Origin of the sequence: Streptomyces sp. NPDC006294 (assembly GCF_042870895.1) — a bacterium.
In the GTDB taxonomy this organism is placed as follows: Bacteria; Actinomycetota; Actinomycetes; order Streptomycetales; family Streptomycetaceae; genus Streptomyces.
In genome coordinates this window covers 145,793-169,922 of the sequence record NZ_JBIAHV010000007.1, presented here as the reverse complement: position 1 = coordinate 169,922, position 24,130 = coordinate 145,793, and the positions used below count along the sequence as shown (strand labels likewise).

General features: G+C 70.0%; 20 protein-coding genes and 1 pseudogene. 10 read left to right on the top strand and 11 right to left on the bottom strand.

Annotation, left to right across the window (positions count from 1 at the left end; translation table 11 throughout):
* Positions 1 to 624: 624 nt before the first annotated feature.
* The 4 genes from ACFYOP_RS14390 to ychF form a co-directional block, all read right to left on the bottom strand.
* Positions 625 to 1,644 (bottom strand): hypothetical protein, encoded by a 1,020-nt coding sequence (locus ACFYOP_RS14390; RefSeq protein ID WP_356892493.1) that lies wholly within the window; start codon positions 1,642 to 1,644, stop codon positions 625 to 627.
* Positions 1,645 to 1,772: 128 nt separating this feature from the next.
* Positions 1,773 to 2,189, bottom strand: a complete 417-nt coding sequence (locus ACFYOP_RS14385) for a PIN domain nuclease (protein ID WP_356892495.1) — start codon at positions 2,187 to 2,189, stop codon at positions 1,773 to 1,775.
* Positions 2,186 to 2,437: a type II toxin-antitoxin system VapB family antitoxin gene (locus tag ACFYOP_RS14380; protein ID WP_148020499.1), complete on the bottom strand. Its 252-nt coding sequence runs from the start codon at positions 2,435 to 2,437 to the stop codon at positions 2,186 to 2,188. The genes ACFYOP_RS14385 and ACFYOP_RS14380 overlap by 4 nt, the downstream gene beginning before the upstream one ends.
* A gap of 529 nt (positions 2,438 to 2,966) precedes the next feature.
* A complete protein-coding gene (gene ychF, locus ACFYOP_RS14375; RefSeq protein WP_356892497.1) occupies positions 2,967 to 4,055 on the bottom strand; it encodes a redox-regulated ATPase YchF in 1,089 nt (362 codons plus the stop codon).
* Positions 4,056 to 4,260: 205 nt separating this feature from the next.
* Here ychF and ACFYOP_RS14370 point away from each other — a divergent pair, with 205 nt between their 5' ends.
* Complete coding sequence (locus ACFYOP_RS14370; RefSeq protein ID WP_356892499.1) at positions 4,261 to 4,818, top strand: DUF6542 domain-containing protein; 558 nt, start codon at positions 4,261 to 4,263, stop codon at positions 4,816 to 4,818.
* A 75-nt stretch (positions 4,819 to 4,893) separates the two neighbouring features.
* On the opposite strand, the gene ppgK is transcribed toward ACFYOP_RS14370, so the two are convergent.
* Positions 4,894 to 5,634, bottom strand: a complete 741-nt coding sequence (ppgK, locus tag ACFYOP_RS14365; protein WP_356892501.1) for a polyphosphate--glucose phosphotransferase — start codon at positions 5,632 to 5,634, stop codon at positions 4,894 to 4,896.
* A gap of 30 nt (positions 5,635 to 5,664) precedes the next feature.
* Positions 5,665 to 6,669, bottom strand: coding sequence for a 4-hydroxy-3-methylbut-2-enyl diphosphate reductase (locus tag ACFYOP_RS14360; RefSeq protein ID WP_388451549.1), 1,005 nt, complete (start codon positions 6,667 to 6,669; stop codon positions 5,665 to 5,667).
* 86 nt (positions 6,670 to 6,755) lie between these two features.
* Between ACFYOP_RS14360 and ACFYOP_RS14355 the strand changes: the two genes are divergently transcribed.
* From ACFYOP_RS14355 to ACFYOP_RS14340, 4 genes are all read left to right on the top strand, one after another.
* Complete coding sequence (locus ACFYOP_RS14355) at positions 6,756 to 8,117, top strand: APC family permease (RefSeq protein WP_356892505.1); 1,362 nt, start codon at positions 6,756 to 6,758, stop codon at positions 8,115 to 8,117.
* Positions 8,118 to 8,235: 118 nt separating this feature from the next.
* Positions 8,236 to 9,444: an exodeoxyribonuclease VII large subunit gene (gene xseA, locus ACFYOP_RS14350; protein WP_356892507.1), complete on the top strand. Its 1,209-nt coding sequence runs from the start codon at positions 8,236 to 8,238 to the stop codon at positions 9,442 to 9,444.
* Between the two features lie 39 nt (positions 9,445 to 9,483).
* Complete coding sequence (locus ACFYOP_RS14345) at positions 9,484 to 9,768, top strand: exodeoxyribonuclease VII small subunit (RefSeq protein WP_388451547.1); 285 nt, start codon at positions 9,484 to 9,486, stop codon at positions 9,766 to 9,768.
* Between the two features lie 98 nt (positions 9,769 to 9,866).
* Positions 9,867 to 10,457 (top strand): malonic semialdehyde reductase, encoded by a 591-nt coding sequence (locus ACFYOP_RS14340; protein WP_356892511.1) that lies wholly within the window; start codon positions 9,867 to 9,869, stop codon positions 10,455 to 10,457.
* Between the two features lie 82 nt (positions 10,458 to 10,539).
* Here ACFYOP_RS14340 and ACFYOP_RS14335 read toward each other — a convergent pair whose 3' ends face one another.
* A complete protein-coding gene (locus ACFYOP_RS14335) occupies positions 10,540 to 11,103 on the bottom strand; it encodes a DUF4245 domain-containing protein (RefSeq protein ID WP_356892584.1) in 564 nt (187 codons plus the stop codon).
* A 135-nt stretch (positions 11,104 to 11,238) separates the two neighbouring features.
* On the opposite strand from ACFYOP_RS14335, the gene glpX reads away from it, so the two are divergent.
* Complete coding sequence (glpX, locus tag ACFYOP_RS14330) at positions 11,239 to 12,270, top strand: class II fructose-bisphosphatase (RefSeq protein WP_356892513.1); 1,032 nt, start codon at positions 11,239 to 11,241, stop codon at positions 12,268 to 12,270.
* A 78-nt stretch (positions 12,271 to 12,348) separates the two neighbouring features.
* Here glpX and ACFYOP_RS14325 read toward each other — a convergent pair whose 3' ends face one another.
* Positions 12,349 to 12,702 (bottom strand): WhiB family transcriptional regulator, encoded by a 354-nt coding sequence (locus ACFYOP_RS14325; RefSeq protein WP_356892515.1) that lies wholly within the window; start codon positions 12,700 to 12,702, stop codon positions 12,349 to 12,351.
* Between the two features lie 185 nt (positions 12,703 to 12,887).
* Positions 12,888 to 13,571, bottom strand: a complete 684-nt coding sequence (locus ACFYOP_RS14320; protein WP_356892516.1) for a DUF1707 domain-containing protein — start codon at positions 13,569 to 13,571, stop codon at positions 12,888 to 12,890.
* Positions 13,572 to 13,755: 184 nt separating this feature from the next.
* Between ACFYOP_RS14320 and ACFYOP_RS14315 the strand changes: the two genes are divergently transcribed.
* Entirely contained in the window at positions 13,756 to 15,456 is a 1,701-nt protein-coding gene (locus ACFYOP_RS14315; RefSeq protein WP_356892518.1) for a fumarate hydratase, read from the top strand.
* Positions 15,457 to 15,505: 49 nt separating this feature from the next.
* Here the strand turns inward: ACFYOP_RS14315 and ACFYOP_RS14310 are convergent.
* Positions 15,506 to 17,037: pseudogene (locus ACFYOP_RS14310) on the bottom strand (ricin-type beta-trefoil lectin domain protein).
* A gap of 106 nt (positions 17,038 to 17,143) precedes the next feature.
* Here ACFYOP_RS14310 and ACFYOP_RS14305 point away from each other — a divergent pair.
* The 3 genes from ACFYOP_RS14305 to ACFYOP_RS14295 all read left to right on the top strand — a co-directional run bounded on the left by ACFYOP_RS14305 (position 17,144) and on the right by ACFYOP_RS14295 (position 21,594).
* A complete protein-coding gene (locus ACFYOP_RS14305; RefSeq protein WP_388451543.1) occupies positions 17,144 to 18,538 on the top strand; it encodes a class II fumarate hydratase in 1,395 nt (464 codons plus the stop codon).
* A 94-nt stretch (positions 18,539 to 18,632) separates the two neighbouring features.
* A complete protein-coding gene (locus ACFYOP_RS14300) occupies positions 18,633 to 19,361 on the top strand; it encodes a DUF402 domain-containing protein (protein WP_356892522.1) in 729 nt (242 codons plus the stop codon).
* A 334-nt stretch (positions 19,362 to 19,695) separates the two neighbouring features.
* On the top strand, positions 19,696 to 21,594 hold the full coding sequence (locus ACFYOP_RS14295; RefSeq protein ID WP_356892524.1) for a SpoIIE family protein phosphatase: 1,899 nt from the start codon (positions 19,696 to 19,698) through the stop codon (positions 21,592 to 21,594).
* 76 nt (positions 21,595 to 21,670) lie between these two features.
* Here ACFYOP_RS14295 and ACFYOP_RS14290 read toward each other — a convergent pair whose 3' ends face one another.
* On the bottom strand, positions 21,671 to 23,899 hold the full coding sequence (locus ACFYOP_RS14290; RefSeq protein ID WP_356892526.1) for a transglycosylase domain-containing protein: 2,229 nt from the start codon (positions 23,897 to 23,899) through the stop codon (positions 21,671 to 21,673).
* Between the last annotated feature and the right edge of the window lie 231 nt (positions 23,900 to 24,130).

Sequence of the window (24,130 nt, the reverse complement as noted above, 5' to 3'; positions counted from 1 at the left end):
CCCTCGTCCGCAGAGAGCTGGTGTCCGTAGATATCAAATGTGGTGGCGACACACGAGCCCGTCGGGTTCAGCACGTAAGGACTTGCTGTTCGGCCGCTGGTTCCCACAACCGCTCACCCTGACTTCGTGCGCGATTTTCGATGAGCCGCAAAAAAGGGGGGCCTATCTTGGATTGGCAGACCCCTTTTGACCTGCGCCTTTAAACGTGCATTTAGCTGAAGCTTAATTAAACATTAAACCTGAATCCGTAGTGCAGAACTCCCACCTGCGGAAACGCAGTTCCGGAGAGGGGCATCCCAGCACCATCCCAGCACGGGCGTTCTATCCCAGCACCATGCGAGCCGGGCGCCCCTCATGCACTCCCACGCAGCTTGCGTGCCACCGCTCCGGCTCGCACCCTTTGAGGGGTGGGACGCTTCGTCGAGGGGGTGGCCGCATGGCGTGACGCACTTGCCTGCAACGGCCCCACGCGCTGGGCAGCAGGTGCCCCTCGATGGACCCGCAAGAAGGGGGCCGCCTGGCCCTTGACGCTCAGGATCCACCGCTCACGAATGTCCCGGTGGCCAAGCACACCACGGGAGGTTCAGCTTCCCGCAGACAGGACGATGGCGTGTCACTGCGAGATCAATCGAGCTTCTCGAACGACGGTCTCGGCGCAATGATGGGCGTGCGCTGTTCGTTGATATTGAGCCACGTAGGCGCTTCCACCGACATGAGCTTTCGATCGATGGTAATTAGGTTCTGCTGCGCCGCTTCGTTCTGGGAGTCAAGAATGTCGACCACCTTCACCTTCCCATACTTCTCAAGTTGCGCTTGAATCCTCTGCGCCTTGGCACTCGGCTTGTAGTAATAGGGTGCACGATCGTGCCTACCAACCGTCAGAACCGCTTCGGCAACCGCCTCGTATGCATCGTTAAACAAGCCCATAAAGCCATCCGGGTCTGGTAGCGCGACCAGGTGTAGGCTCTGCCACCTCTGATAACCCGCCGGAAGGTCTATCGCCTGGGGGGGGACAATCGCCACTCGGAGCCCGTTACCGTCTTCGAGTTGATGCCAATTGCTCTTGATGGTAGCGACGGCAAACCGCGCCTTCTCAGCACTACTCAAGAACAGATCAGTCGTCCACACCTTCTTGATCCGTTCCCGAAGCTGAGCCTCGACGGCGACGCCACGAGCAGCGATCGGCACCCAGTATCCAAATGCGAATGGGCGACCTGAGCCGTCAGGCAGCAACACCGCGTCACCACTCGCATTGTTGACAACAGCATCAGTGAACCCGAGATGGCGTGCACGCTCGTGCCCGAACATCAGGGAAGTTGGCCTGTCCAAGTCGGCGAATGACCTAGGACTCACCTTCCTGAGAGCTTCGCTGACCAGATCGACAACGCGTGGCTCACCGCCGACAATCGCCTCGTGAACGGCCCACTCAAACCCATCTCCGCGCGATCCCTTGTCGCGGTGCAGGCGAGCGAGCTTAGCGAGCTGCCGAAACGTGACGTCCACCCGATCGCAATTGAGGTCTTCGAGATCCGCTTGCGACAACTCATCGAAGTGGGCCCTCAGGATCGATCGCGACGCCGCATAAAGAGCGCGACCGTACTCATCGACTGGTTCAGCCTGGCTCAGAAAGGTGACATCAGCCATTCAGCATCTGCCTATTTCTTCGCACCAGAGGTTAGACTGGAAATCGACTACACATCGAAGTGGAACTTCTGACCTGCGGAAATGCAGACCATCGAGGCACTCGCTGGCACGGCATGCGGCGTTCCCGGTCAGTCGGCGGTGCCGGGCTCCACGACCCACTCGGCTTGCACCCCGCTCACCGAGGCGATCATGTCGAAGTCGCCATCGTAGTGCAGGACCGTGGCCCCGTGCCGTTCTGCGGTTGCCGCGATGAGGACGTCGGCCAGCGACAGCGCCCGGTGAAAGCCAGCGTTCAGCGCCAGCGCCTGGATCGCGAGCGCCTGCTCGAACTCCTCGTCGTTGCAGGGCAAGTAGTCGAAACCACGGAGCAGGGTACGCAGGCGCAGCGCCTCGGGCTTTCCGAGCGCCGAGTACAGAACCTCATACTCGGTCGGGGCGCACACTGCTAGGAGTCCATCGCGGTCCAGTGCATCCAGCCGCGCCCGCACTGCCGGTTTGCCCCGGCGGGCCAGTGCGGACTTGTCGAGGAGGTAGCGCCCTTTCACGCCGCCGAAGCCCCGTCTTCGCGCTTAAGCGAGCCGTCCGGATTCCGCGGCCCCGTCTGCGACCGGATCTCCGCGAACACGTCATCAAACTCACCATCGTCAATGGCATCGAACAGCTCCCGGCGCAGCCGCAGCCTCACCCCCTCCTCCATGGCCGCCCGCACTGCGGCAGCCTTCGTCCTCGCCCCGTACACCCGCATCGCCTGCTCGACGATCTCCTCGTCCAGATCGATCACAGTCCTGGCCATCAGTTGTCCCCTTCACAGCTCGACGCTCCAGCAACGATATCAATTGGGGCTAGGAAATGGCATCAAAATACTGGAGGCCGCGTCGAGGGTGCCTCGATCAGAGTCGGGAGCACGACCTGGACTGGTTGATCAGCTTTCCGATCGGCGAGCAACCCTGGACGAGACCCTGTACGAACTCCCTGATCTGGGACTCGGCGAACGAATCGACGCCATGTTGCCGGAGCGGCTACTCCGCAAGACATTGGAAGCCGGCAAGAAGGAAACCGGGCACGGCAGACTGCGCTCCCCGCGACGATCGGCTCATGGTCTCGGGAGGGCTCATCAGAGTGGAACCTGGCACCGGCGGCCCATCCGCGTCCCAGCGCAAACCCAGCACGGTACGAATGACCAGGGATGACGACAGGCGACGAGGGGTCAGGTAACCCAGCACCATCCCAGCACCGGAAAAAGCAAAGGCCCGACCCCGAAGAGTCGGACCCTCTCTGACCTGCATGTTTTCCAGGTCAACGACGTGGTGATAAGTCAGCCGCTACACATTGAAGCGGAACTCCACCACGTCGCCGTCCTGCATCACGTAGTCCTTGCCCTCCATGCGGGCCTTGCCCTTGGCGCGGGCCTCGGCCACCGAGCCGGTTTCGACCAGGTCGGCGAAGGAGATGACCTCGGCCTTGATGAAGCCCTTCTGGAAGTCGGTGTGGATCACACCGGCCGCCTCGGGGGCCGTCGCGCCCTTCTTGATGGTCCAGGCGCGGGTCTCCTTGGGGCCTGCCGTGAGGTAGGTCTGCAGGCCGAGGGTGGCGAAGCCGACGTGGGCGAGGGTGGCGAGGCCGGGCTCCTCGGCGCCGACGGACTGGAGGAGCTCGAGGGCGTCGTCCTCGTCCAGTTCGGCGAGGTCGGCCTCCAGCTTGGCGTTCAGGAAGATCGCCTCCGCGGGGGCGACCAGGGCGCGCTGCTCGTCCTTGAAGGCGTCGTCCGTCAGCTCGTCCTCGTCGACGTTGAAGACGTACAGGAACGGCTTCGTCGTCAGCAGGTGCAGGTCGTGGAGGAGCTCGGCCTTCTCCGAGCCCTGGACGATGCCGTGCGTGAAGAGCGTGTCGCCCCTCTCGAGGATCTCCTGCGCCGCCTCGACGGCCGCGACCTTGGGGGCCACGTCCTTCTTGATGCGCGATTCCTTCTGCAGGCGCGGCAGGACCTTCTCGATGGTCTGCAGGTCCGCGAGGATCAGCTCGGTGTTGATCGTCTCGATGTCGTCCTTCGGCGAGACCTTGCCGTCGACGTGCACGACGTTCTCGTCCTTGAAGGCCCGGATGACCTGGCAGATCGCGTCCGACTCGCGGATGTTCGCCAGGAACTTGTTGCCCAGGCCCTCACCCTCGCTCGCGCCGCGCACGATGCCCGCGATGTCGACGAAGTCGACCGTGGCGGGGAGGACGCGCTGCGAGCCGAAGATCTTCGCGAGGACGGCGAGGCGGGGGTCGGGGACCCCGACGACGCCCACGTTCGGCTCGATGGTGGCGAACGGGTAGTTGGCCGCCAGCACGTCGTTCTTGGTCAGGGCGTTGAACAGGGTCGACTTGCCGACATTCGGCAGACCGACGATTCCGATCGTGAGCGACACGTTGGCGACTTCCTGACGTGGAGAGTGTGAGAGTTGCGGACCGGCGGGCGGCCCTCGCAGCCCGGGAAGGTGGGGCCGATCCCCCAGTTTACGGGCGGCGTGCGCGGCCCTGCGACGCCCGCCCGGAGTCGAACGCAGCGCCAAGGTCGTCCAAAGGGCGTGTCTAGTGCCGGTTTCGTCCCTCCTGTCGACCTACGTTGTGCGGGTGGAGCAGCACAGGACAGGTCGCCCCCGGCCCCGGCAGCAGCCGCAGGCCCCTCTTCCGGCGCCCGGCACGCTCGCCGACGCCACCGTCTATCCGGTGTCCGCCCGCCCCCCGCGGCCCGTCCCCCCGCTGGTGCTGGCGCTGCGCCGGCTGCCGAACCCCCGGCTGACCGGGCTCGGCGCGGGGCTGTTCAGCGCCGCCACGATGCTGGTGCTCGGCGGCCTCGACCAGCTGCTGTTCGACGGCTCCTCGGTCGTCTACGGGCTGCTGTTCCTGCCCGTCAGCGCGCTCACGGCGCTGTGGGTCCGCGAGGCCGACCTGGTCAGTGCGCCGATCATCGTGCCGATCGCGTTCACCGTCGGGATCGTGCCGATCTCCGGGGGCAGCGGCGGGTTCGGCGGTCAGACGATGGCCGTGGTGACGGCACTCGCCGTGCACGCGGGGTGGCTGTACGGAGGGACGCTGGTCGCCGGGGTCATCACCTGTGTACGGAAGGTGCGGACGATGGGACGGCGGCGGCGTCGGGGACCCACGGGCGGCACCGGCCGCCGCGGCTGACGCCCGGGCCCGGGCACCGCCGACCCGCCGCCCCTGGCCCATGCCCTGCCGCCCTGCCCGGCCCAGGCCCGCGTCCTACCGGCTCGCCGCCGCCATCGCCGCTCCGACGATGCCCGCGTTGTTCTGCAGCTCGGCCGGGACGATCTCCGCCCGCACGCCCTCGATCAGGGGCAGGAACTTCTCCGACTTGCGGCTCACCCCGCCGCCGACGATGAACAGCTCCGGCGAGAACAGCATCTCCACATGGGCCAGGTACTTCTGCACCCGCCGCGCCCAGTGCTGCCAGGTGAGGTCCGCGTCCTCCTTGGCCTTGGTCGACGCCCGCGTCTCCGCGTCGTGTCCGTGCAGTTCGAGGTGGCCCAGCTCGGTGTTGGGGACCAGGCGGCCGTCGACGAACAGGGCGCTGCCGATGCCCGTGCCGAAGGTCAGCAGGATGACGGTGCCCTTGCGGCCGCGGCCGGCGCCGAACGTCATCTCGGCGACGCCCGCCGCGTCCGCGTCGTTCAGGACCGTGACGGGCAGGCCGCCGAGGCGTTCGCCGAGCAGCGAGGCGGCGTCCTTGTCGATCCAGCCCTTGTCCACGTTGGCCGCGGTGCGGGTGATGCCGCCGGTGACGACACCGGGGAAGGTGATGCCGACCGGGCCGGTCCAGCCGAAGTGACCGACGACCTCCGCGACGCCGTCGGCGACGGCGTCCGGGGTCGACGGGTGCGGTGTCAGGACCTTGTGGCGCTCCTGCGACAGATCGCCGCGATCCAGATCCACGGGAGCGCCCTTGATCCCGGAACCGCCGATGTCCACTCCGAAGACGTTCATGGACACAACGTTAGAGGGAGGAGCTGAGCGTCACTGCCCGGACGGCCGACTCGACAGCCCGGCCGCCTCCGCGCGCAGGTCGCGGCGGAGCTCCTTCGGCAGCGAGAAGGTGATCGACTCCTCGGCCGCCTTCACGATCTCGACATCCTCGAAGCCGCGCTTCGACAGCCACTCCAGCACGCCCTCGACCAGCACCTCCGGTACGGAGGCGCCCGAGGTCACGCCGACGGTGGAGACTCCCTCCAGCCAGGCCTCCTCGATCTCGTCCGCGAAGTCGACCAAGTGCGCGTCCCTGGCGCCGGCGCCGAGGGCGACCTCGACGAGGCGGACCGAGTTCGACGAGTTCTTGGAGCCGACGACGATGACCAGGTCGGCCTCCGCGCCCATCTGCTTGACGGCGATCTGGCGGTTCTGCGTGGCGTAGCAGATGTCGTCGCTGGGCGGCGAGACCAGGCCGGGGAACTTGGTCTTGAGCGCGTCGACGGTCTCCATCGTCTCGTCGACGGAGAGCGTGGTCTGGGAGAGCCAGACGACCCGGTCGGGGTTGCGGACCTCCACGTTGGCCACGTCGTCCGGGCCGTCGACCAGGGTGATGTGCTCGGGGGCCTCGCCGGAGGTGCCGATGACCTCTTCGTGGCCCTCGTGACCGATCAGGAGAATGTCGTAGTCCTCCTGGGCGAACCGCACGGCCTCCTTGTGGACCTTGGTGACCAGCGGGCAGGTCGCGTCGATCGTCGCGAGCCTGCGCTGTGCAGCCTCCTCGTGCACGGTCGGCGCGACGCCGTGCGCGGAGAACATCACGATCGACCCCTCCGGCACCTCCGCCGTCTCGTCGACGAAGATCGCGCCCTTCTTCTCGAGGGTCTGCACGACGTACTTGTTGTGGACGATCTCGTGGCGTACGTAGATCGGCGACCCGTACTGCTCGAGGGCCTTCTCGACGGCGATCACGGCACGGTCCACACCTGCGCAGTAGCCGCGCGGGGCGGCGAGGAGGACGCGTCGGGCAGGAGGCGTAGCAGTCATGCCCCCCATCGTAAGGCCGCGTCGCAGACGGGATTGATCGGACACGGCCCGCAGACTGGGCGGCACGTGACCTGTAGGTGAGCGAGGAGCACGTGATGAGGCGAGCCGCCGCGCCCGCGACCGCCCATGATCCGGGCCCCGGCCACCGCGGACTGCGGCGCACCCTCGGATTCCGCGATCTGGTCGTCTACGGGCTGCTGTTCATCGCCCCGATGGCCCCGGTCGGTGTGTTCGGGACGCTGGACGCCAGGTCGGGCGGGGCGGTCGCCCTGGTCTACGTCGTCGCCACCGTCGCGATGGCCTTCACGGCGGCGAGCTACGCGCAGATGGTCCGGGTCGCGCCGCTGGCCGGCTCGGTGTTCACGTATGCGCGCAAGGGGCTCGGCGAGGGGCCCGGTTTCATCGCCGGATGGATGGCGATGCTCGACTATCTGCTGATCCCGGCCGTCGCCTACCTCTTCTCCGGGATCGCGATGGAGGCCCTGGTCCCGGGGATCGACCGGTGGGTGTGGACGGGGCTCGCGGTCGTCGTGACGACGCTGTTGAACCTGTGGGGCGTGCGGGCGGCGGCACGGGTCGGCTTCGCGGTGCTGGCGATGGAGATCGTGGTGCTGCTGGTGTTCCTGGTGTCGGCGGCCCGGGTGCTCGTACGGGACGGGGCGCAGCGCGGCTGGCTGACGCCGCTGACCGGGGACGGCGGGTTCTCGGCGGCGGCGGTGCTCGGCGCGGTGTCCGTGGCGGTCCTGTCGTATCTCGGCTTCGACGCGATCGCGTCGTTCGCGGAGGAGGTGACCGGGGGCTCACGGAAGGTGGCGCGGGCAGTGCTGTTCTGTCTCGCGCTGGCCGGTCTGCTGTTCGTGGCGCAGACGTATCTGGTGGCGCTGCTGGAGCCGCTGTCGTCGGCGGAGCTGGCGGCGGACCCGGCCCGGCAGGGATCCGCGTTCTACGACGCGGTGGACGCGTCCGTCGGGACCTGGCTGCACGACCTGGTGGCGGTCAGCAAGGCGATCGGCGCGGCGTTCGCAGCGCTGGCCGGGCAGGCGGCGGCCGGGCGGCTGCTGTTCGCGATGGCGCGCGAGGGGCGGCTGCCGCGGGTGCTGGCGCGCACGGACTCGGGCGTGCCGCGGCGCACGCTGCTGCTGGCGGCGGCGGTGACGCTGGTGGCCGCGGTGTGGGCGGCCCGGCGGGACGACGGCCTGGACCATCTGGTGTCGGTGGTCGACATCGGCGCGCTCACGGCGTTCGTGCTGCTGCACGCGAGCGTGGTCGGCTGGTTCGTGGTGCGCCGGGGGGACGGCACGCCGGACCGGCTCCGCCATCTGGTGGTGCCGGTCCTGGGCGCGTGCGTGCTGATCGCGGTGATCGTGGAGGCGGCGGGCTCGGCTCAGGTGGTGGGCGCGGTGTGGCTGGCGGTCGGGCTGGTCGTGCTGTCGGCGCAGCGGCGGCGGGGCGGGTAGCCGGCCGGGGGGCGGCGGGGCGGGTAGCCGGCCGGGGGGCGGCGGGGCGGGCAGGCGCCGGGGCCGGCGTTTCGCGGACGGCCGGGGGTTGTCTGAGGCGGCCGTTACGCTCGCCCCTATGGCTCTCAACACGTCCGCGGAATCCCCTCTGCCGGTCGGCGAGGTGTCACGGCTCATCGGCGGGTGGATCGACCGGCTCGGCGCGATCTGGGTGGAGGGGCAGATCACCCAGCTGTCGCGGCGGCCGGGCGCCGGTGTCGTCTTTCTGACGCTGCGCGACCCGTCGTACGACATCTCCGTGAGCGTCACCTGCTTCCGGCAGGTCTTCGACGCCGTCGCCGACGTGGTGTCCGAGGGCGCCCGCGTCGTCGTGCACGCCAAGCCCGAGTGGTACGCGCCCCGGGGGCAGCTGTCGCTGCGGGCGGTCGAGATGAAGCCGGTCGGCATTGGTGAACTGCTCGCGCGGCTGGAGCAGTTGAAGCGGACCCTCGGCGCGGAGGGGCTTTTCGCGCCCGAGCGGAAGAGGGCGCTGCCGTTCCTGCCGCACCGGGTCGGCCTGGTCTGCGGGCGGGCGTCGGCGGCCGAGCGGGACGTGCTGGAGAACGCGCGCCGGCGGTGGCCCCATGTGCGCTTCGAGGTCCGTAACGCCGCCGTGCAGGGGGTGCACGCCGTCACGCAGGTGGTCCAGGCCGTCAAGGAACTGGACGCGCTGGACGAGGTGGACGTGATCATCGTGGCGCGCGGCGGCGGCAGCGTGGAGGACCTGCTGCCGTTCTCCGACGAGCAGTTGATCCGCGCGGTGGCCGCGTGCACGACCCCGGTCGTCTCCGCGATCGGCCACGAGCCCGACGCCCCGCTGCTGGACCTGGTGGCCGACCTGCGGGCCTCCACGCCGACGGACGCGGCGAAGAAGGTCGTACCGGACGTCGGCGAGGAGCTGGACCGGGTGCGGCAGCTGCGGGACCGGGCGCTGCGCACCGTGCAGGGGCTGCTGGACCGGGAGGAGCGCGGTCTCGCGCACGCGCTGGCCCGGCCGTGCATGGAGCGCCCGCAGCGGATGGTGGACGAGCGCGAGGCCGAGGTGGATGCGCTGGTCGCCCGCAGCAGGCGGGTGCTGGGTCATCTGCTGGACCGCGCCGACTCGGAGCTGGCGCACACCCGGGCCCGGGTCGTCTCGCTGTCGCCGGCGGCGACGATGGAGCGGGGGTACGCGGTGCTGCAGCGCGCCGACGGCGCGGTGGTGCGCTCGCCGGACGAGGTGGGCGCCGGGGACGCGCTGCGGGCGCGCGTCGCGGAGGGCGAGTTCCCGGTGCGGGTCGCCGAGTGACGTCCCCGGACGGTCACTGCGGTTCCGTTGTCGTATCTCATGCATAGGGTGGATGGCATGGCTGCCAAGACGGAAGAGGCCGCGCTCGGTTACGAGCAGGCGCGGGACGAGCTGATCGAGGTCGTACGCCGGCTGGAGGCGGGCGGTACGACGCTCGAGGAGTCGCTGGCACTGTGGGAGCGCGGCGAGGAGCTGGCGAAGGTGTGCCGCCACTGGCTGGAGGGCGCCAGGGCCCGCCTGGACGCGGCTCTCGCGAAGCCCGAGGAGCCGGACGCGGACGGGACGGGCGGCGACCGGAGCGCCCCTTCCCGGGCAGCGACGTGAGCTGCGCCACAAACCGCAGGTAGTTGAAATTTAATGCACTCGGGGTCGGTTGGAAGCGCCCGTAAGGCATTCTCACCGACGCGGAAGGCACGCCTCAGATGTCGCTCGTTCTTGACCCCGCCGCCCAGGACCTCCTTTTCCGTGAGGCCCGCACCGCCAACACGTTCACCGACGAGCCGGTGACCGACGAGCAGGTCCAGGCGATCTACGACCTGGTCAAGTACGGTCCGACGGCGTTCAACCAGACGCCGCTGCGCGTCGTGCTGGTCCGCTCCCCCGAGGCCCGTGAGCGTCTCGTGTCGCACATGGCCGAGGGCAACCGGGCCAAGACCGCCACGGCCCCGCTGGTCGCGATCCTGGCCGCCGACAACGAGTTCCACGAGGAGCTCCCGGTCCTGTTCCCGCACTTCCCGCAGGCCAAGGACGCCTTCTTCAGCGAGCGCCCGGCCCGCGAGCAGGCCGCCGGGATGAACGCCGCCCTGCAGGCCGCGTACTTCATCATCGGCGTCCGCGCCGCCGGCCTCGCCGCCGGCCCGATGACCGGACTCGACTTCGCGGGCGTCCAGAAGGAGTTCCTGGACGACGACCACACCCCGCTCATGGTCGTCAACATCGGCAAGCCGGGCGAGGACGCGTGGTTCCCGCGCTCCCCGCGCCTGTCGTACGAGGACGTCGTCACCACCGTCTGAGCCCCCGCGCGCAGACAGACCGGCACAAGGCCGCCGCACCCGTCAGGGCGCGGCGGCCTTTCGTCGTACTCGCGGAACGCGGTCAGGAACCGGCGGAGGGCTTCGCCGACGCGCCCTCACCCGCGCCCGCCGCGCCCTCGGACGTCAGCGCGGCGGCCATCTCGGCCAGCCGGTCCTGCTTCGCGGTGCCCATCACGACCGTCGTCGCCCCGTCGGCGCTCAGCACGAGGGCGTCGTACTTGGGGCCCTCCCAGTACTGCCACGTCTCGCCGTCCACCTGGCGCGTCCGGTCCGTCTTCGCGGCGTCGCGGGTGACCTCCCGGACGTACTTCTCCGGGGACCCGGCCGCGGACTGCTCGACCGCCACGTACTCGTTGTCGGGGTCGAGGAAGCCGAGGTGCCAGGCGTGGGCCTTCTCCCGCTCGAAGGTGACCGATGTCGCCCGCCACTCCGCGTCCAGCCCCTCGGGTGCCGCGACCGGGTACGGTGCTGCCCGCTGCGCCGTCACGAGTTCGACGCGGTAGTCCACGGCCTTGATCGGGTCCTTGTGCTCGTCGTGCGGAACGAGCATGTAGATGCCCGCCACGACCACGCCGATCACCGCCATGGACTGGAACATGCCACGGATCGTCTGCTTGCCTCGCATACCTGCCACGTCCCCCATGTTCGCATCCGGCAGATGTGCTCAAACGTGGCCCCCTCTGCTCATTTTGTCGACGTACCGATAGAGTCGCCCCACCCTCTTTATTACGGCCGTCGTCGTACAGAAAGGTGCGCTCCGATGACCGAGAATCATCTGCCGTCCCCGCTCGAGGTCTCTCCCGAGGCCCCCGACCGCAACCTCGCCCTGGAGCTCGTGCGGGTCACCGAGGCCGCCGCCATGGCCGCCGGCCGCTGGGTCGGGCGCGGTGAGAAGAACGGCGCCGACGGCGCCGCGGTCAAGGCCATGCGGACCCTCGTCTCCACCGTCTCGATGAACGGCGTCGTCGTCATCGGTGAGGGCGAGAAGGACGAGGCCCCGATGCTGTTCAACGGCGAGCGGATCGGCGACGGGACCGGCGCCGAGTGCGACATCGCCGTCGACCCGATCGACGGCACGACCCTGGCGGCCAAGGGCATGCCCAACGCCATCGCCGTGCTGGCCGCCGCCGACCGCGGCACCATGTTCGACCCGTCCGCCGTGTTCTACATGGACAAGCTGGTCACGGGCCCGGAGGCCGCCGACTACGTCGACATCAACGCGCCCGTCTCCGTCAACATCCGGCGGGTCGCCAAGGCGAAGCACTCGTCCCCCGACGACGTCACGGTCGTCATCCTCGACCGCCCGCGCCACGAGGGGATCGTCAAGGAGATCCGCGAGACCGGTGCGCGGATCAGGTTCATCTCGGACGGCGACGTCGCCGGCTCGATCATGGCCGTCAAGGAAGGCACCGGCGTCGACCTGCTGCTGGGCATCGGCGGCACGCCCGAGGGCATCATCTCGGCCTGCGCCATCAAGTGCCTCGGCGGCGTGATCCAGGGCAAGCTGTGGCCCAAGGACGACGACGAGCGGCAGCGCGCGATCGACGCGGGTCACGACCTGGACCGCGTCCTGAGCACGAACGACCTGGTCTCCGGGGAGAACGTCTTCTTCGTCGCCACCGGCATCACGGACGGCGAACTGCTGCGCGGCGTCCGCTACCGCGCGGAGACGGCGACCACGCAGTCCCTGGTGATGCGCTCCAAGTCCGGCACGATCCGGCAGATCGACTCGACGCACCGGCTGTCGAAGCTCCGCGCGTACAGCCAGATCGACTTCGACCGGGCGCAGTAGGCGGTCGCGGGAGCCGGCAGGCATACGGAAGGGGCGCCCTTGTGCGGGGGCGCCCCTTTCCGTACGGTCGGGATCGAATCAGGCCGCCGACGCCGGCTTCTTCAGCTCGGCGTCGCGCCGCCTGCGACGGGCCAGCGCCACGCGGCGCTCGGCCGCCGTGAGGCCGCCCCACACGCCGTACGGCTCGGGCTGGAGCAGCGCGTGCTCCCGGCACTCCACCATCACCGGGCAGCGGGCGCAGACCCGCTTCGCCGACTCCTCCCGCGCCAGCCGCTCGGCCGTGGGCTCCTTGGACGGGGCGAAGAACAGGCCCGCCTCGTCACGGCGGCACACCGCCTCCGCATGCCAGGGGCCCTCCTGGTCCTCCCGGGCAGGATTGCGCTGGTGCGGCACGGCGGCGACCTGCAGGGACTGATGCGGCAGTTGCAGCACGGTCTACTCCTGACGACGGGATTCGCGAGCGAGAGACGATGCCCCAGTCCCTACCCGCTGTGTGCACGCCTATGCACTGAGTGGCACTGAGTTCCGACGCACGGACTTGCGTATCGGCGCTCGCGGCGCGAAAGCGCCCCTTGTGCGGCCGCGCCCCGGCGCAGCCGCCTCCCGCCCCCGGTCCGTCAGCCCAGGTGCTTGCGCATCCGGTCGTGGAGGTCGGAGATGCGCCGGCCCCGCTTGGGCTTCGCCTCGACATTGCCGAAAACCGTGTAGCCGTTGACGACGACCACCGGCGCCTCGGGATCGGCGGCCTCCAGCGTCACGACCTCGAAGTTCCCGAAGACGCCGGTCCCGCTGCCGCGCAGCGAGATGTTCTCGGGGACGCGCACCTCGACGTTGCCGAAGATCGAGGTCGCGTTGATCACGGAGAGCCGCTGGCCGTAGAGAGCCTCGGTGAGGTCGATCTCGATGCTGCCGAAGAGGGAGAACGCGTTCGTCCTGCGGCCGACCCGCCAACGGCCCTTGCGCGTCGAGCTGGAGAAGACGGCCACGAGGTTCTCCGCCGGGCCGCCCGGATCGCCGGTCTCGTCGGGGGCCCGCGCGGCGGCGCTGTCGGGGCGCCGGCCGGCGGGGGGCAGATCGCGCACGATCGGTTCCAGCTCGCCGACGGTCTTGGCGCGGTAGACGGCGTCGATGCGCTCCGAGTGCTCCTCGGCATCCAGCCTGCCCTCGGCCAGGGCCTCCCGGAGGATGTCCGCGATCCGGTCGCGGTCGGCGTCGGAGGCACGGATGGCGCCGGCCGGGGCCGCCGGCTTCTGGGACTGCCCGCGGCCGGAGGCCGCTGAATCATGCTTGTCGAGGTCCACCGCACCAGACTAGCGAAACGCGATAGATCGCGACTAGGGGCACACGCCGCCGCTCCGCATGCCGCTCACCCTTCCACGCCCGGTGCCAAGTGAGCCTTACCTCACAGGATCGGGACTCTCCGGGCGTTCTACGCTGGAGGGCGCGCTGCCAATGGAGGCGGCGCTGCCGTCTGTCGAGTGAGGAATGGCCGTAATGCCAGAGTTCAAGTACTCCGACCTGCTCCCCCTGGGAGAGGACACCACGCCGTACCGCCTGGTGACGGCCGAGGGAGTGTCCACCTTCGAGGCCGACGGCCGTACGTTCCTCAAGGTCGAGCCGGAGGCGCTGCGCAAGCTGGCCGCCGAGGCGATCCACGACATCCAGCACTTCCTGCGCCCGGCCCACCTCGCGCAGCTCCGGCGGATCATCGACGACCCGGAGGCGTCCTCCAACGACAAGTTCGTCGCCCTGGACCTGCTGAAGAACGCGAACATCGCCGCCGCGGGCGTGCTCCCGATGTGCCAGGACACCGGCACCGCGATCGTCATGGGCAAGCGCGGGCAGAACGTGCTCACCGAGGGCGGCGACGAGGAAGCCCTGTCGCGCGGCATCTACGACGCGTACACCGAGCTGAACCTGCGGTACTCGCAGATGGCCCCGGTCACCATGTGGGAGGAGAAGAACACCGGCTCCAACCTCCCGGCGCAGGTCGAGCTGTACGCGACCGACGGCGGCGCCTACAAGTTCCTCTTCATGGCCAAGGGCGGCGGCAGCGCCAACAAGTCCTTCCTCTACCAGGAGACGAAGGCGGTCCTCAACGAGGCCTCCATGATGAAGTTCCTGGAGGAGAAGATCCGCTCCCTCGGTACGGCCGCCTGCCCGCCGTACCACCTGGCGATCGTCGTCGGCGGCACCAGCGCCGAGTTCGCGCTGAAGACCGCGAAGTACGCCTCCGCGCACTACCTGGACGAGCTGCCGTCCGAGGGCTCGGAGCTCGGCCACGGCTTCCGCGACGAGGAGCTGGAGAAGAAGGTCTTCGAGCTGACGCAGAAGATCGGCATCGGCGCGCAGTTCGGCGGCAAGTACTTCTGCCACGACGTCCGCGTGGTGCGCCTGCCGCGCCACGGCGCCTCGCTGCCGGTCGCGATCGCCGTCTCCTGCTCCGCCGACCGCCAGGCCGTCGCGAAGATCACCGCCGAGGGCGTCTTCCTGGAGCAGCTGGAGACCGACCCGGCGCGTTTCCTGCCGGACACGACGGACGAGCACCTGGCCGAGGACGGCGCCCGCGGCGAAGCCGCTGATCAGCACAGTGTCAGGATCGACCTCAACCGGCCGATGGACGAGATGCTCGCCGAGCTGTCCAAGTACCCCGTCAAGACCCGGCTCTCGCTGACCGGCCCGCTGGTCGTCGCCCGCGACATCGCGCACGCGAAGATCAAGGAGCGGCTGGACGCGGGCGAGGAGATGCCGCAGTACCTGAAGGACCACCCGGTGTACTACGCGGGCCCGGCGAAGACCCCGGAGGGCTACGCGTCCGGCTCCTTCGGCCCGACGACGGCCGGCCGGATGGACTCCTACGTCGAGCAGTTCCAGGCCGCCGGCGGCTCGAAGATCATGCTGGCCAAGGGCAACCGCTCCAAGCAGGTCACCGACGCGTGCGGCACGCACGGCGGCTTCTACCTCGGCTCCATCGGCGGCCCGGCGGCGCGGCTGGCGCAGGACTGCATCAAGAAGGTCGAGGTCGTCGAGTACGAGGAGCTCGGCATGGAGGCGGTCTGGAGGATCGAGGTCGAGGACTTCCCGGCGTTCATCGTCGTGGACGACAAGGGCAACGACTTCTTCCAGGACCCGGCCCCGGCGCCGACGTTCACGTCGATCCCGGTGCGCGGCCCGGGCCTGGCGTAACCCTCGCCCTCGGGGAGCCCCGGCAGGCGCCGGGGCTCCCCCAGGACGGTCAGGCGAAGCGCTGGTTCGCCGAGCCGTCGCACGCGCGGAGCCGGACGGGCTCGTGCGCCGCGGCGTGGGTCAGGCAGAGCCCGGTCGCGGACGACGGGCGGATCGTGGCGCCGTCCCGGACGAACTTCTGGTTGGGGCCGCCGTGGCAGTCCCACACGATCACGGCCGTGCCCGCACGGTAGTCGCTGTCCGGCACGTCCAGGCAGCGGTCCTGGGACAGCTCCGTGTGGACGGTGCCGCGGGCGGAGTCGTGCCACCAGCCCTGGTTGCGGCCGCCGTGGCAGTCCCAGCCGAGCACGCCGGTGCCGTTCGCGCTGGCGGCGCCGTGGACGTCCAGGCAGTCGCCGGTCGCCTCGTTGCGCAGCGGCCGGTAGGCGTCGTCCCAGGCGTACGGGACCAGCACGGGCCTGCCCGTGGAGTTGACGTCCGCGCAGCTCGCCTCCCGGGCCGGGGAGTTGTAGAGCTGGGTCAGGCACGAGGCGAAGGCCGCGTGGCCGCGGATGTTGGGGTGGAAGGACTGGCGGACGGAGTTCTCGTCCGGCAGGCCGGGCTTGGAGAGGTCGATGTAGAGCCCGCGGGCCCAGGGGTCCTGGTGGCAGACCTCGTGGCCGTGGAACAGGCGGGAGTTGTCCAGGTAGACCGCCCCGGTGGCGCGTGCGGCCTCGCGCATGCCGCGTTCGAAGGCGGGGACGGCGCTGTCGCGGCCCCAGCCGGTGTCGGAGTCGTAGCCCAGGCCGCCGCAGATCAGCTTGCCGGGAAGGCCGGGTTGTCGCGGAAGTCGGGGCCGATCGGGCTGGGGTAGCCCATGACGACCATCTTGTAGTCGCCGTCCCGGTAGCCGGCGTCCCGCATCACGGTGCGCAGGTCGCGCACGGTCTGCTCGACCTTGGGGACGAGGCCGTCGACGCGGGCCTGCCAGCCGGGGGCGTACTTGGGCTCGCAGGGTCCCTGGACCAGGATGTAGCGGGTGACGCAGTCGGTCATGACCGGACCGAACTGGAGGTCGTCGTTGGCGCCGGCGACGAGCAGGACCATCCTGATCCGGGTGTTGCGGGCCTTGATCGCCAGGCTGTCGCTCTGGACCAGCTCGTCGGCGTACTGCTTGCTGCCGCCGATGCGGATGTTGGCGGTGGACGCACCGGAGCAGGACACGTTGTACGTGACGTCCGCGGGGATTCTGGTGCGGTGGACGGCGGCGTCGGGCGAGCGGTGGCACCAGTTGTCGGGCCCGTTGGTGGGCGGCTCGTAGGTGCCGGTGCCCTCGCCGGAGATCTCACTGTCGCCCAGCGAGATCAGGCCGGTCTTACGCTGGGCGAGCGGCCGTTCCTCGGGGCTTCCGTAGAGTGCGGTCGCCTCCGCGGCCCGGATGGCCTCCAGCTCCGCGGTGAGCGGTACGGAGGACACCGACCGCGTGTCGTCGGCCTCTGCCGCTCCGGCGGGGGCGGTGGCCGTCAGGGTTCCCAGTGCCGTTGCGGCGGCCACGGCGCCAACCGTGACGGCCCGGCGGAATCTGTACCTGGTGCGCTTCATCGCGCCTCCTGGAAGTGGGGTTACCCACGGTTTTTACTGGCAGGTAGGCCGACTGGGAATACGCGGAACAAGACAAGTGCTCAACTTTTACGGGAGGTTGAAGAACGTGAGCGATGCGAGCGACTACCGGACCGAGCACGACTCCATGGGCGAGGTGCGGGTCCCCGCCCACGCCAAGTGGCGGGCGCAGACCCAGCGGGCGGTGGAGAACTTCCCCGTGTCCGGGCAGCGTCTGGAGCGTGCGCACATCGAGGCGCTCGCCCGTGTCAAGGCCGCGGCCGCCCAGGTCAACGCCGAACTCGGCGTACTGGACGCGGACATCGCCCGCGCGATCGCCGACGCCGCGGCGGAGGTCGCGGAGGGCCGCTGGGACGAGCACTTCCCGGTGGACGTCTTCCAGACCGGCTCGGGGACCTCGTCCAACATGAACGCCAACGAGGTCCTCGCGACGCTCGCCACCGAGCGACTCGGCCGCGACGTCCACCCCAACGACCATGTGAACGCCTCCCAGTCGTCCAACGACGTCTTCCCCTCCTCCATCCACATCGCGGCGACCGCGGCCGTCACCCGCGACCTGATCCCCGCGCTGGACCACCTGGCCGGCTCACTGGAGCGCAAGGCCACCGAGTTCGCGGCGGTCGTCAAGGCGGGCCGTACGCATCTGATGGACGCCACGCCCGTCACCCTGGGCCAGGAGTTCGGCGGCTACGCGGCGCAGATCCGTCACGGGATCGAGCGGTTGACGATGTCGCTGCCGCGCCTCGCCGAACTGCCGCTGGGCGGCACGGCCGTGGGCACCGGCATCAACACCCCGCCCGGTTTCTCCGCCGCCGTCATCGCCGAGGTGGCCCGGACGACCGGGCTGCCGCTGACGGAGGCCCGCGACCACTTCGAGGCGCAGGGGGCACGGGACGGACTGGTGGAGACCTCCGGCCAGCTCCGTACGGTCGCGGTCTCGCTCACCAAGATCTGCAACGATCTGCGCTGGATGGCCTCCGGCCCGCGCACCGGTCTCGCCGAGATCGCCCTGCCCGACCTCCAGCCCGGCTCCTCGATCATGCCGGGCAAGGTGAACCCGGTGATCCCCGAGGCGGTGCTGATGGTCGCCGCCCAGGTCACCGGCAACGACGCCACCGTCGCGGCGGCCGGCGCGGCGGGGAACTTCGAGCTCAACGTCATGCTGCCGGTGATGGCCAAGAACCTGCTGGAATCGATCAGGCTGCTGGCGAACGCCGCCCGGTTGCTGGCCGACCGCACCGTCGACGGCATCACCGCCGACGTCGAACGGGCCCGGGAGTACGCGGAGTCCTCCCCCTCGGTCGTCACGCCGCTCAACAAGTACATCGGCTACGAGGAGGCGGCGAAGGTCGCCAAGAAGTCGCTCGCCGAGCGCCGGACGATCCGCGAGGTGGTGCTCGAATCCGGCTATGTGGAGCGCGGGGAGCTGACGCTCGAACAGCTCGACCAGGCGCTCGACGTGCTGCGCATGACCCACCCGTGAGACCGGCCGCGTGTCACGGCCGCCGGCACGTCCCGCGACACGGCCCGTGACACGCGCCGCTGCGCGGCCCGTTGCGTACTCCTAAGATCTGCTCATGACAGGCACGGGAGGCCCGGCACACGACGCGGGCGGGACGGACCAGCGCACGACCGACGCGCAGCACAGCTCACGCTGGGAGCCCGGGGACCACATCCTCTGGCGCTACCGCGGCCATGTGCCCGGTGCGGCGGGCCCGGCGTTCCACATCTGCCGGCCCGTGACGGTCGTCCAGGACACGGACGACCTGCTCGCCGTGTGGATGGCCCCCGGCACCGAGTGCGTCAAGCCGCTGCTCGCCGACGGCACCCCGGTCCACGAGGAGCCGCTGGCCACCCGCTACACCGCGCCGCGCACCACCGCCCGCGCCCGCTGGACCGGCAACGGCGTCCTCAAGCTGGCGCAGCCCGGGCTGCCCTGGTCCGTGTGGCTCTTCTGGGAACACGGCTGGCAGTTCCGCAGCTGGTACGTCAACCTCGAGGAGCCGCGCGCCCGTTGGTCGGGCGGCGTCGACTCCGAGGACCACTACCTCGACATCTCCGTCTACCCGGACCGCAGTTGGCTGTGGCGGGACGAGGACGAGTTCGCCCAGGCCCAGCGGGTCGGCCTGATGGACGCGCGCACGGCACGCGGAGTACGGGAGGCGGGCCGGGCGGCGGTCGAGGTGATCCGGTCCTGGGGGGCGCCGTTCCGCGACGGCTGGGAGCTCTGGCGGCCGGACCCCGCGTGGCCGGTGCCGGCCCTGCCGGCCGACTGGGACCGCCTTCCGACGCGGCAGGCGGCCTGATCCGAGCGCAGTGGCCGGTTCCCGACGGGAACGCGCTCCGGCGTATACGACCTCGTGAGACTCTTGATGCGCCCCCTGGGGTCAAACGTAGGATCGTCGTCCGCAAGGCTGCGCCGTACGAGGGAGCAGGAGCACAGGGCCCGACCGCAAAGTCATCGAGCAGTCACACAGCGTCCGGTCGCGCGGCGTCTCGGACGGGACACGAGTCAGTCACAACAGGGGGTTGAGCTGTGCCGGAAGCCCGCCACCCTGTCGATGTCACCCCCAGAGCGGGTATACCGCCCCACGAGGCGATTGCATCGCACCACCGGCCCGGATGGACGGAATCCCACGCGTGACGGAGCATCCCACCTCCCACGAAGGCCGACAGCCGCTGGCTGCCCGGTCCCAGGAACGCACCCGGCCGCGGGCGCAGGCGGCCGGGGGCTCTCCCGCGCCCGCAGGGCCGCCGCCGAAACCACAGCCCCAGCCGCAGCCGCAGATGCACCCGGCGCAGTTGCAGGCCCAGGACATCGCGGGCACCGCGAGACGCGAGGGCGACCGGCTGCGGTTCGTGGGAGCGGCCACGCGGCGGATCGCCCGGGGCATCGACCTCGACGAGATCGTCCTCGGCCTGTGCCGGGCCACCGTGCCGACGTTCTCCGACGCGATCCTGGTCTACCTCCGGGACCCGCTCCCGGTGGGCGACGAGCGTCCCGTCTCCCCGTTCGTACTGCGCCTGCGCCGTACCGACCGGCTGCGTTTAAACGCCGAGGACGGCGACCAGGCCGTCGCCGGCGCCCTGCCGCTGCTGGACGCGGGGAGCGACACCGTCCCGGCCGCCGAACTGTGCGAGGTCCGTTCCGGCGGGGCGCTCTCCGAGGTGCTGCGCGGGGTGCGGCCGGTCTTCGGCGACTCCGCGGCGGCTCGCGCCGCCCTGCCCGAGCTGCTCGGCGACGGGCGTTCCGTGCCGAGCGGCCACCGCGCGATACTCGCGCCGCTCCGCGGCCGCCGGCGGGTCATCGGCGCCGCCGTCTTCCTGCGCCGCCCCGACCGGCCCGCCTTCGAGCCGAACGACCTCCTGGTCGCCGCCCAGCTGGCCACCCACACGGCGCTCGGCATCGACAAGGCGGTGCTGTACGGCCGCGAGGCGTACATCGCCGACGAACTGCAGCGCACCATGCTGCCCGACTCGCTGCCCCAGCCCACCGGCGTACGGCTCGCCTCCCGCTACCTTCCGGCGGCGGAGACGGCCCGCGTCGGCGGCGACTGGTACGACGCGATCCCGCTGCCCGGCAGCCGGGTGGCGCTCGTCGTCGGCGACGTCATGGGCCACTCCATGACGTCCGCCGCGATCATGGGCCAGCTCCGGACGACCGCCCAGACCCTGGCCGGCCTCGACCTGCCGCCGCAGGAGGTCCTGCACCACCTGGACGAGCAGGCCCAGCGTCTCGGCACCGACCGCATGGCCACCTGCCTCTACGCGGTCTACGACCCGGTCTCGCACCGGATCACCATCGCCAACGCCGGACACCCGCCGCCCATCCTGCTGCACCTGGGCGGGCGGGCCGAGGTGCTGCGGGTGCCGCCCGGCGCGCCCATCGGCGTCGGCGGCGTCGACTTCGAGGCCGTGGAGCTCGACGCCCCGGCCGGAGCGACGCTGCTGCTCTACACCGACGGGCTGGTCGAGTCCCGGCTGCGCGACGTGTGGACGGGCATCGAGCAGCTGCGGGAACGGCTCGCCGACACCGCGCAGCTCACCGGCCCCGACCACTCGCCGCCGCTGGAGGCCCTCTGCGACGACGTGCTCGACATGCTCGGACCCGGCGACCGCGACGACGACATCGCCCTGCTCGCGGCCCGCTTCGACGGGATCGCGCCGAGCGACGTCGCCTACTGGTTCCTCGAGCCGGAGGACGCCGCCCCGGGCCGCGCCCGCCGCCTCGCCCGCCGCGCCCTGGCCCGCTGGGGCCTGGAGGAGCTGTCCGACTCGGTGGAGCTGCTGGTCAGCGAGGTCGTCACCAACGCGGTGCGGTACGCGGAGCGGCCGGTGACGCTGCGGCTGCTGCGCACCGACGTACTGCGCTGCGAGGTCGGCGACGACTCGCCCCAGCTGCCCAGACAGCGCCGGGCGAGGGACACCGACGAGGGCGGCCGCGGCCTGTTCCTGGTGAACCGCCTCGCCAGGCGGTGGGGCGCGACACGGCTGTCCACGGGCAAGGTCGTCTGGTTCGAGCTGCCCACCCGCGCGTAGGCGGTCCGTCGGCACGAAGGCGGCGCCCGCCCCCGAGAGCTGGGGGCGGGCGCCGCCGCGTGTGCTTCTCCGCCGCTCAGGGGGTCAGCAGCGGGCGGCGCTCTGCGTCCCGGTCCGCTTCGCCGTCGCCCGTCTCGACCGGCGGGGTGAAGGTGCCCGTCGGGGGCGTGAAGGTCGGGCTGGTGGGTGTCTCGTCCGTCGGGGTCGGGTCCACGGTCTCGGTGTCCGTCGGGGTCGGCGTCGGGTCCTCGGACTCCGTCTCCGTCGGGGTCGGCGTCGGGTCCTCGGACTCCGTCTCCGTCGGGGTCGGCGTCGGGTCGGGAACCGCGATCTCCGCCACGTCGAGGTCGAACTCGGCGTCGGAGCCGCCGTTCAGGGCGCCCGTCGTGTAGTCGGCCCAGATCCTGGCGGGGAAGCCGCCGCCGTTGGCGCGGCCGGCCTCTGCCGTGCCGGTGAGGGAGACCTGGCCGCCGCCCTCCTTGGTCGACTCGCCGAACAGGGCGACCACCGTGGCGAGTTCGGGTGTGTAACCGGCGAACCAGGCGGACTTGTTGTTCTCCGAGGTGCCGGTCTTGCCGGCCGCCTGGTAGGCGCTGGACTTCGCGTTGACGCCGGAGCCGTTCTTCACCACGCCGGTCAGACCGGCGGTGACCGTGTCGGCCGACTCGCGGCTGATCACCTGGTCGCCGACCGGGTCCGGGAGCTCGACCTCACGGTCCTTGTGCTCGGCCTTGGCGACGATCGTCGGCGTGACCTTCTTGCCGTGGTTGTCGAGGGTGGCGTAGACGCCCGCCATGTCCCAGGTGGACGCGGACATGGTGCCGAGCGCCACCGACGGCCGCACCGGGAAGTTCTCGTCCGGGACGCCCAGGTCGAGCGCCGTCTCCTTCACGTCGTCCAGGCCGACGTCGACGGCCATCTGCGCGAAGGAGGAGTTGATGGAGCGGTTGAGGGAGGTCTGGACGGTGACGTCCCCGTAGCTCTTGTTGAGGTCGTTCTGCGGGGCGTAGCGGCCGTCGATGCCCTCGACCGGGCGCTTGCTGGTGCCGTCGTAGATCGTGTTGAGGCCGATCGGGACGCCGTCCTGGGTCTCGGACTCGTTCTCCAGCGCGGAGGCGAACACGACCGGCTTGAACGTGGAGGCCGGCTGGTAGTCGCGGCGGGTCGCGTTCGAGATGTAGTGCTGGGTGGCGCTCACCCCGCCGTACAGGGCCACGACCTTGCCCGTCTCGGGGTCGACCGAGGTGGCGCCCGCCTGCACGGTGGCGTCGACCTTGTTGCCCTCACGGTCGAGATTGTTCTCCAGCTGCTCTTCGACCGCCTTCTCGAGCGCCTTCTGCTTCTTGGAGTCGATGTTGACGGTGATCGTCCAGCCGCCGGCGTCGAGGTCGGCCTTCTCGACGCCCTGGCGGGCCAGCTCGGCCTTGGCCGCGTCCACGATGTAGCCGGCCTGGCCGCTGAGGCCGGCCGGGGCCTTGGGCGCCTTGGGGACGGGGAACTCCATGGTGTCGCGGGTGCCCTTGTCGAGCCAGCTCTCCTCGACCATGTTGTTCAGCACATAGTTCCAGCGGTTGGTGACCGTCTTCCTGGTCTCGTCGGAGGCGACGGCCCAGTCGTAGCTGCTGGGGGCCTGGACGAGAGCCGCGAGATAGGCGCCCTGGGAGACGTTCAGCTTCTCGGCGTCGACGCCGTAGTACGCCTGGGCGGCGGCCTGGATGCCGTACGCGCCGCGGCCGAAGTAGCTGGTGTTGAGGTAACCGGCGAGGATCTCGCTCTTCTCCTTGTTCCGGTCCACCTTCAGCGAGATCACCAGCTCCTTGAGCTTGCGGGTGACCGTGCGGTCCTGGGTCAGGTAGTAGTTCTTCACGTACTGCTGGGTGATGGTCGAACCACCCTGCTTGCCCTGACCGGTGACCGTGTTCTTCAGGCCGCGCAGCGTGCCCTTGATGTCGACGCCCGAGTCCTCGAAGAAGGTCTTGTTCTCGGCGGCGACGAAGGCGTACTGGACGTCCTTGGGGATCTTGTCCAGGCCGACGATCTCGCGGTTGACCTCACCGGTCCGGGCCAGGATCCTGCCGTCGCTGTACTTGTAGATGTTGCTCTGCAGCTTGGCCTCGGCGTTGGCCTCGGGGACCGGGACGAGCATGTAGGCAACGAAGAACGCGCCCATGGCCAGCAGGCACAGACCGAAGAACGCGCCAAGGATCTTCCGGAACGTGAAGAAGCGGCGTATGCCCGTGGGCCCGGTTCTCTTCGCCCGGCGCGCACCGCGCTGCCGGGCCTGTCGCGCTTCCGCTCGACCCATCGCTTCGTCGCTCCGCTCTCTCGGCTGTGGTGTCTGTCCGTCGGCATCGGTTGCCGTGATCGGCCCGGAATCAACTCAGCAAGCTAACACCGGACGTAGAGACAAAGAGGCGCCGATCCCCCCTTTTACGGACGTGAGAATCAGCACCCTGCTTCAAGTGAACCGACTCACGAGGGGCGTCCAGGGTTGCGATGCACGATAAAGTGATATCACTTTGCTAGAGGCGCGGAA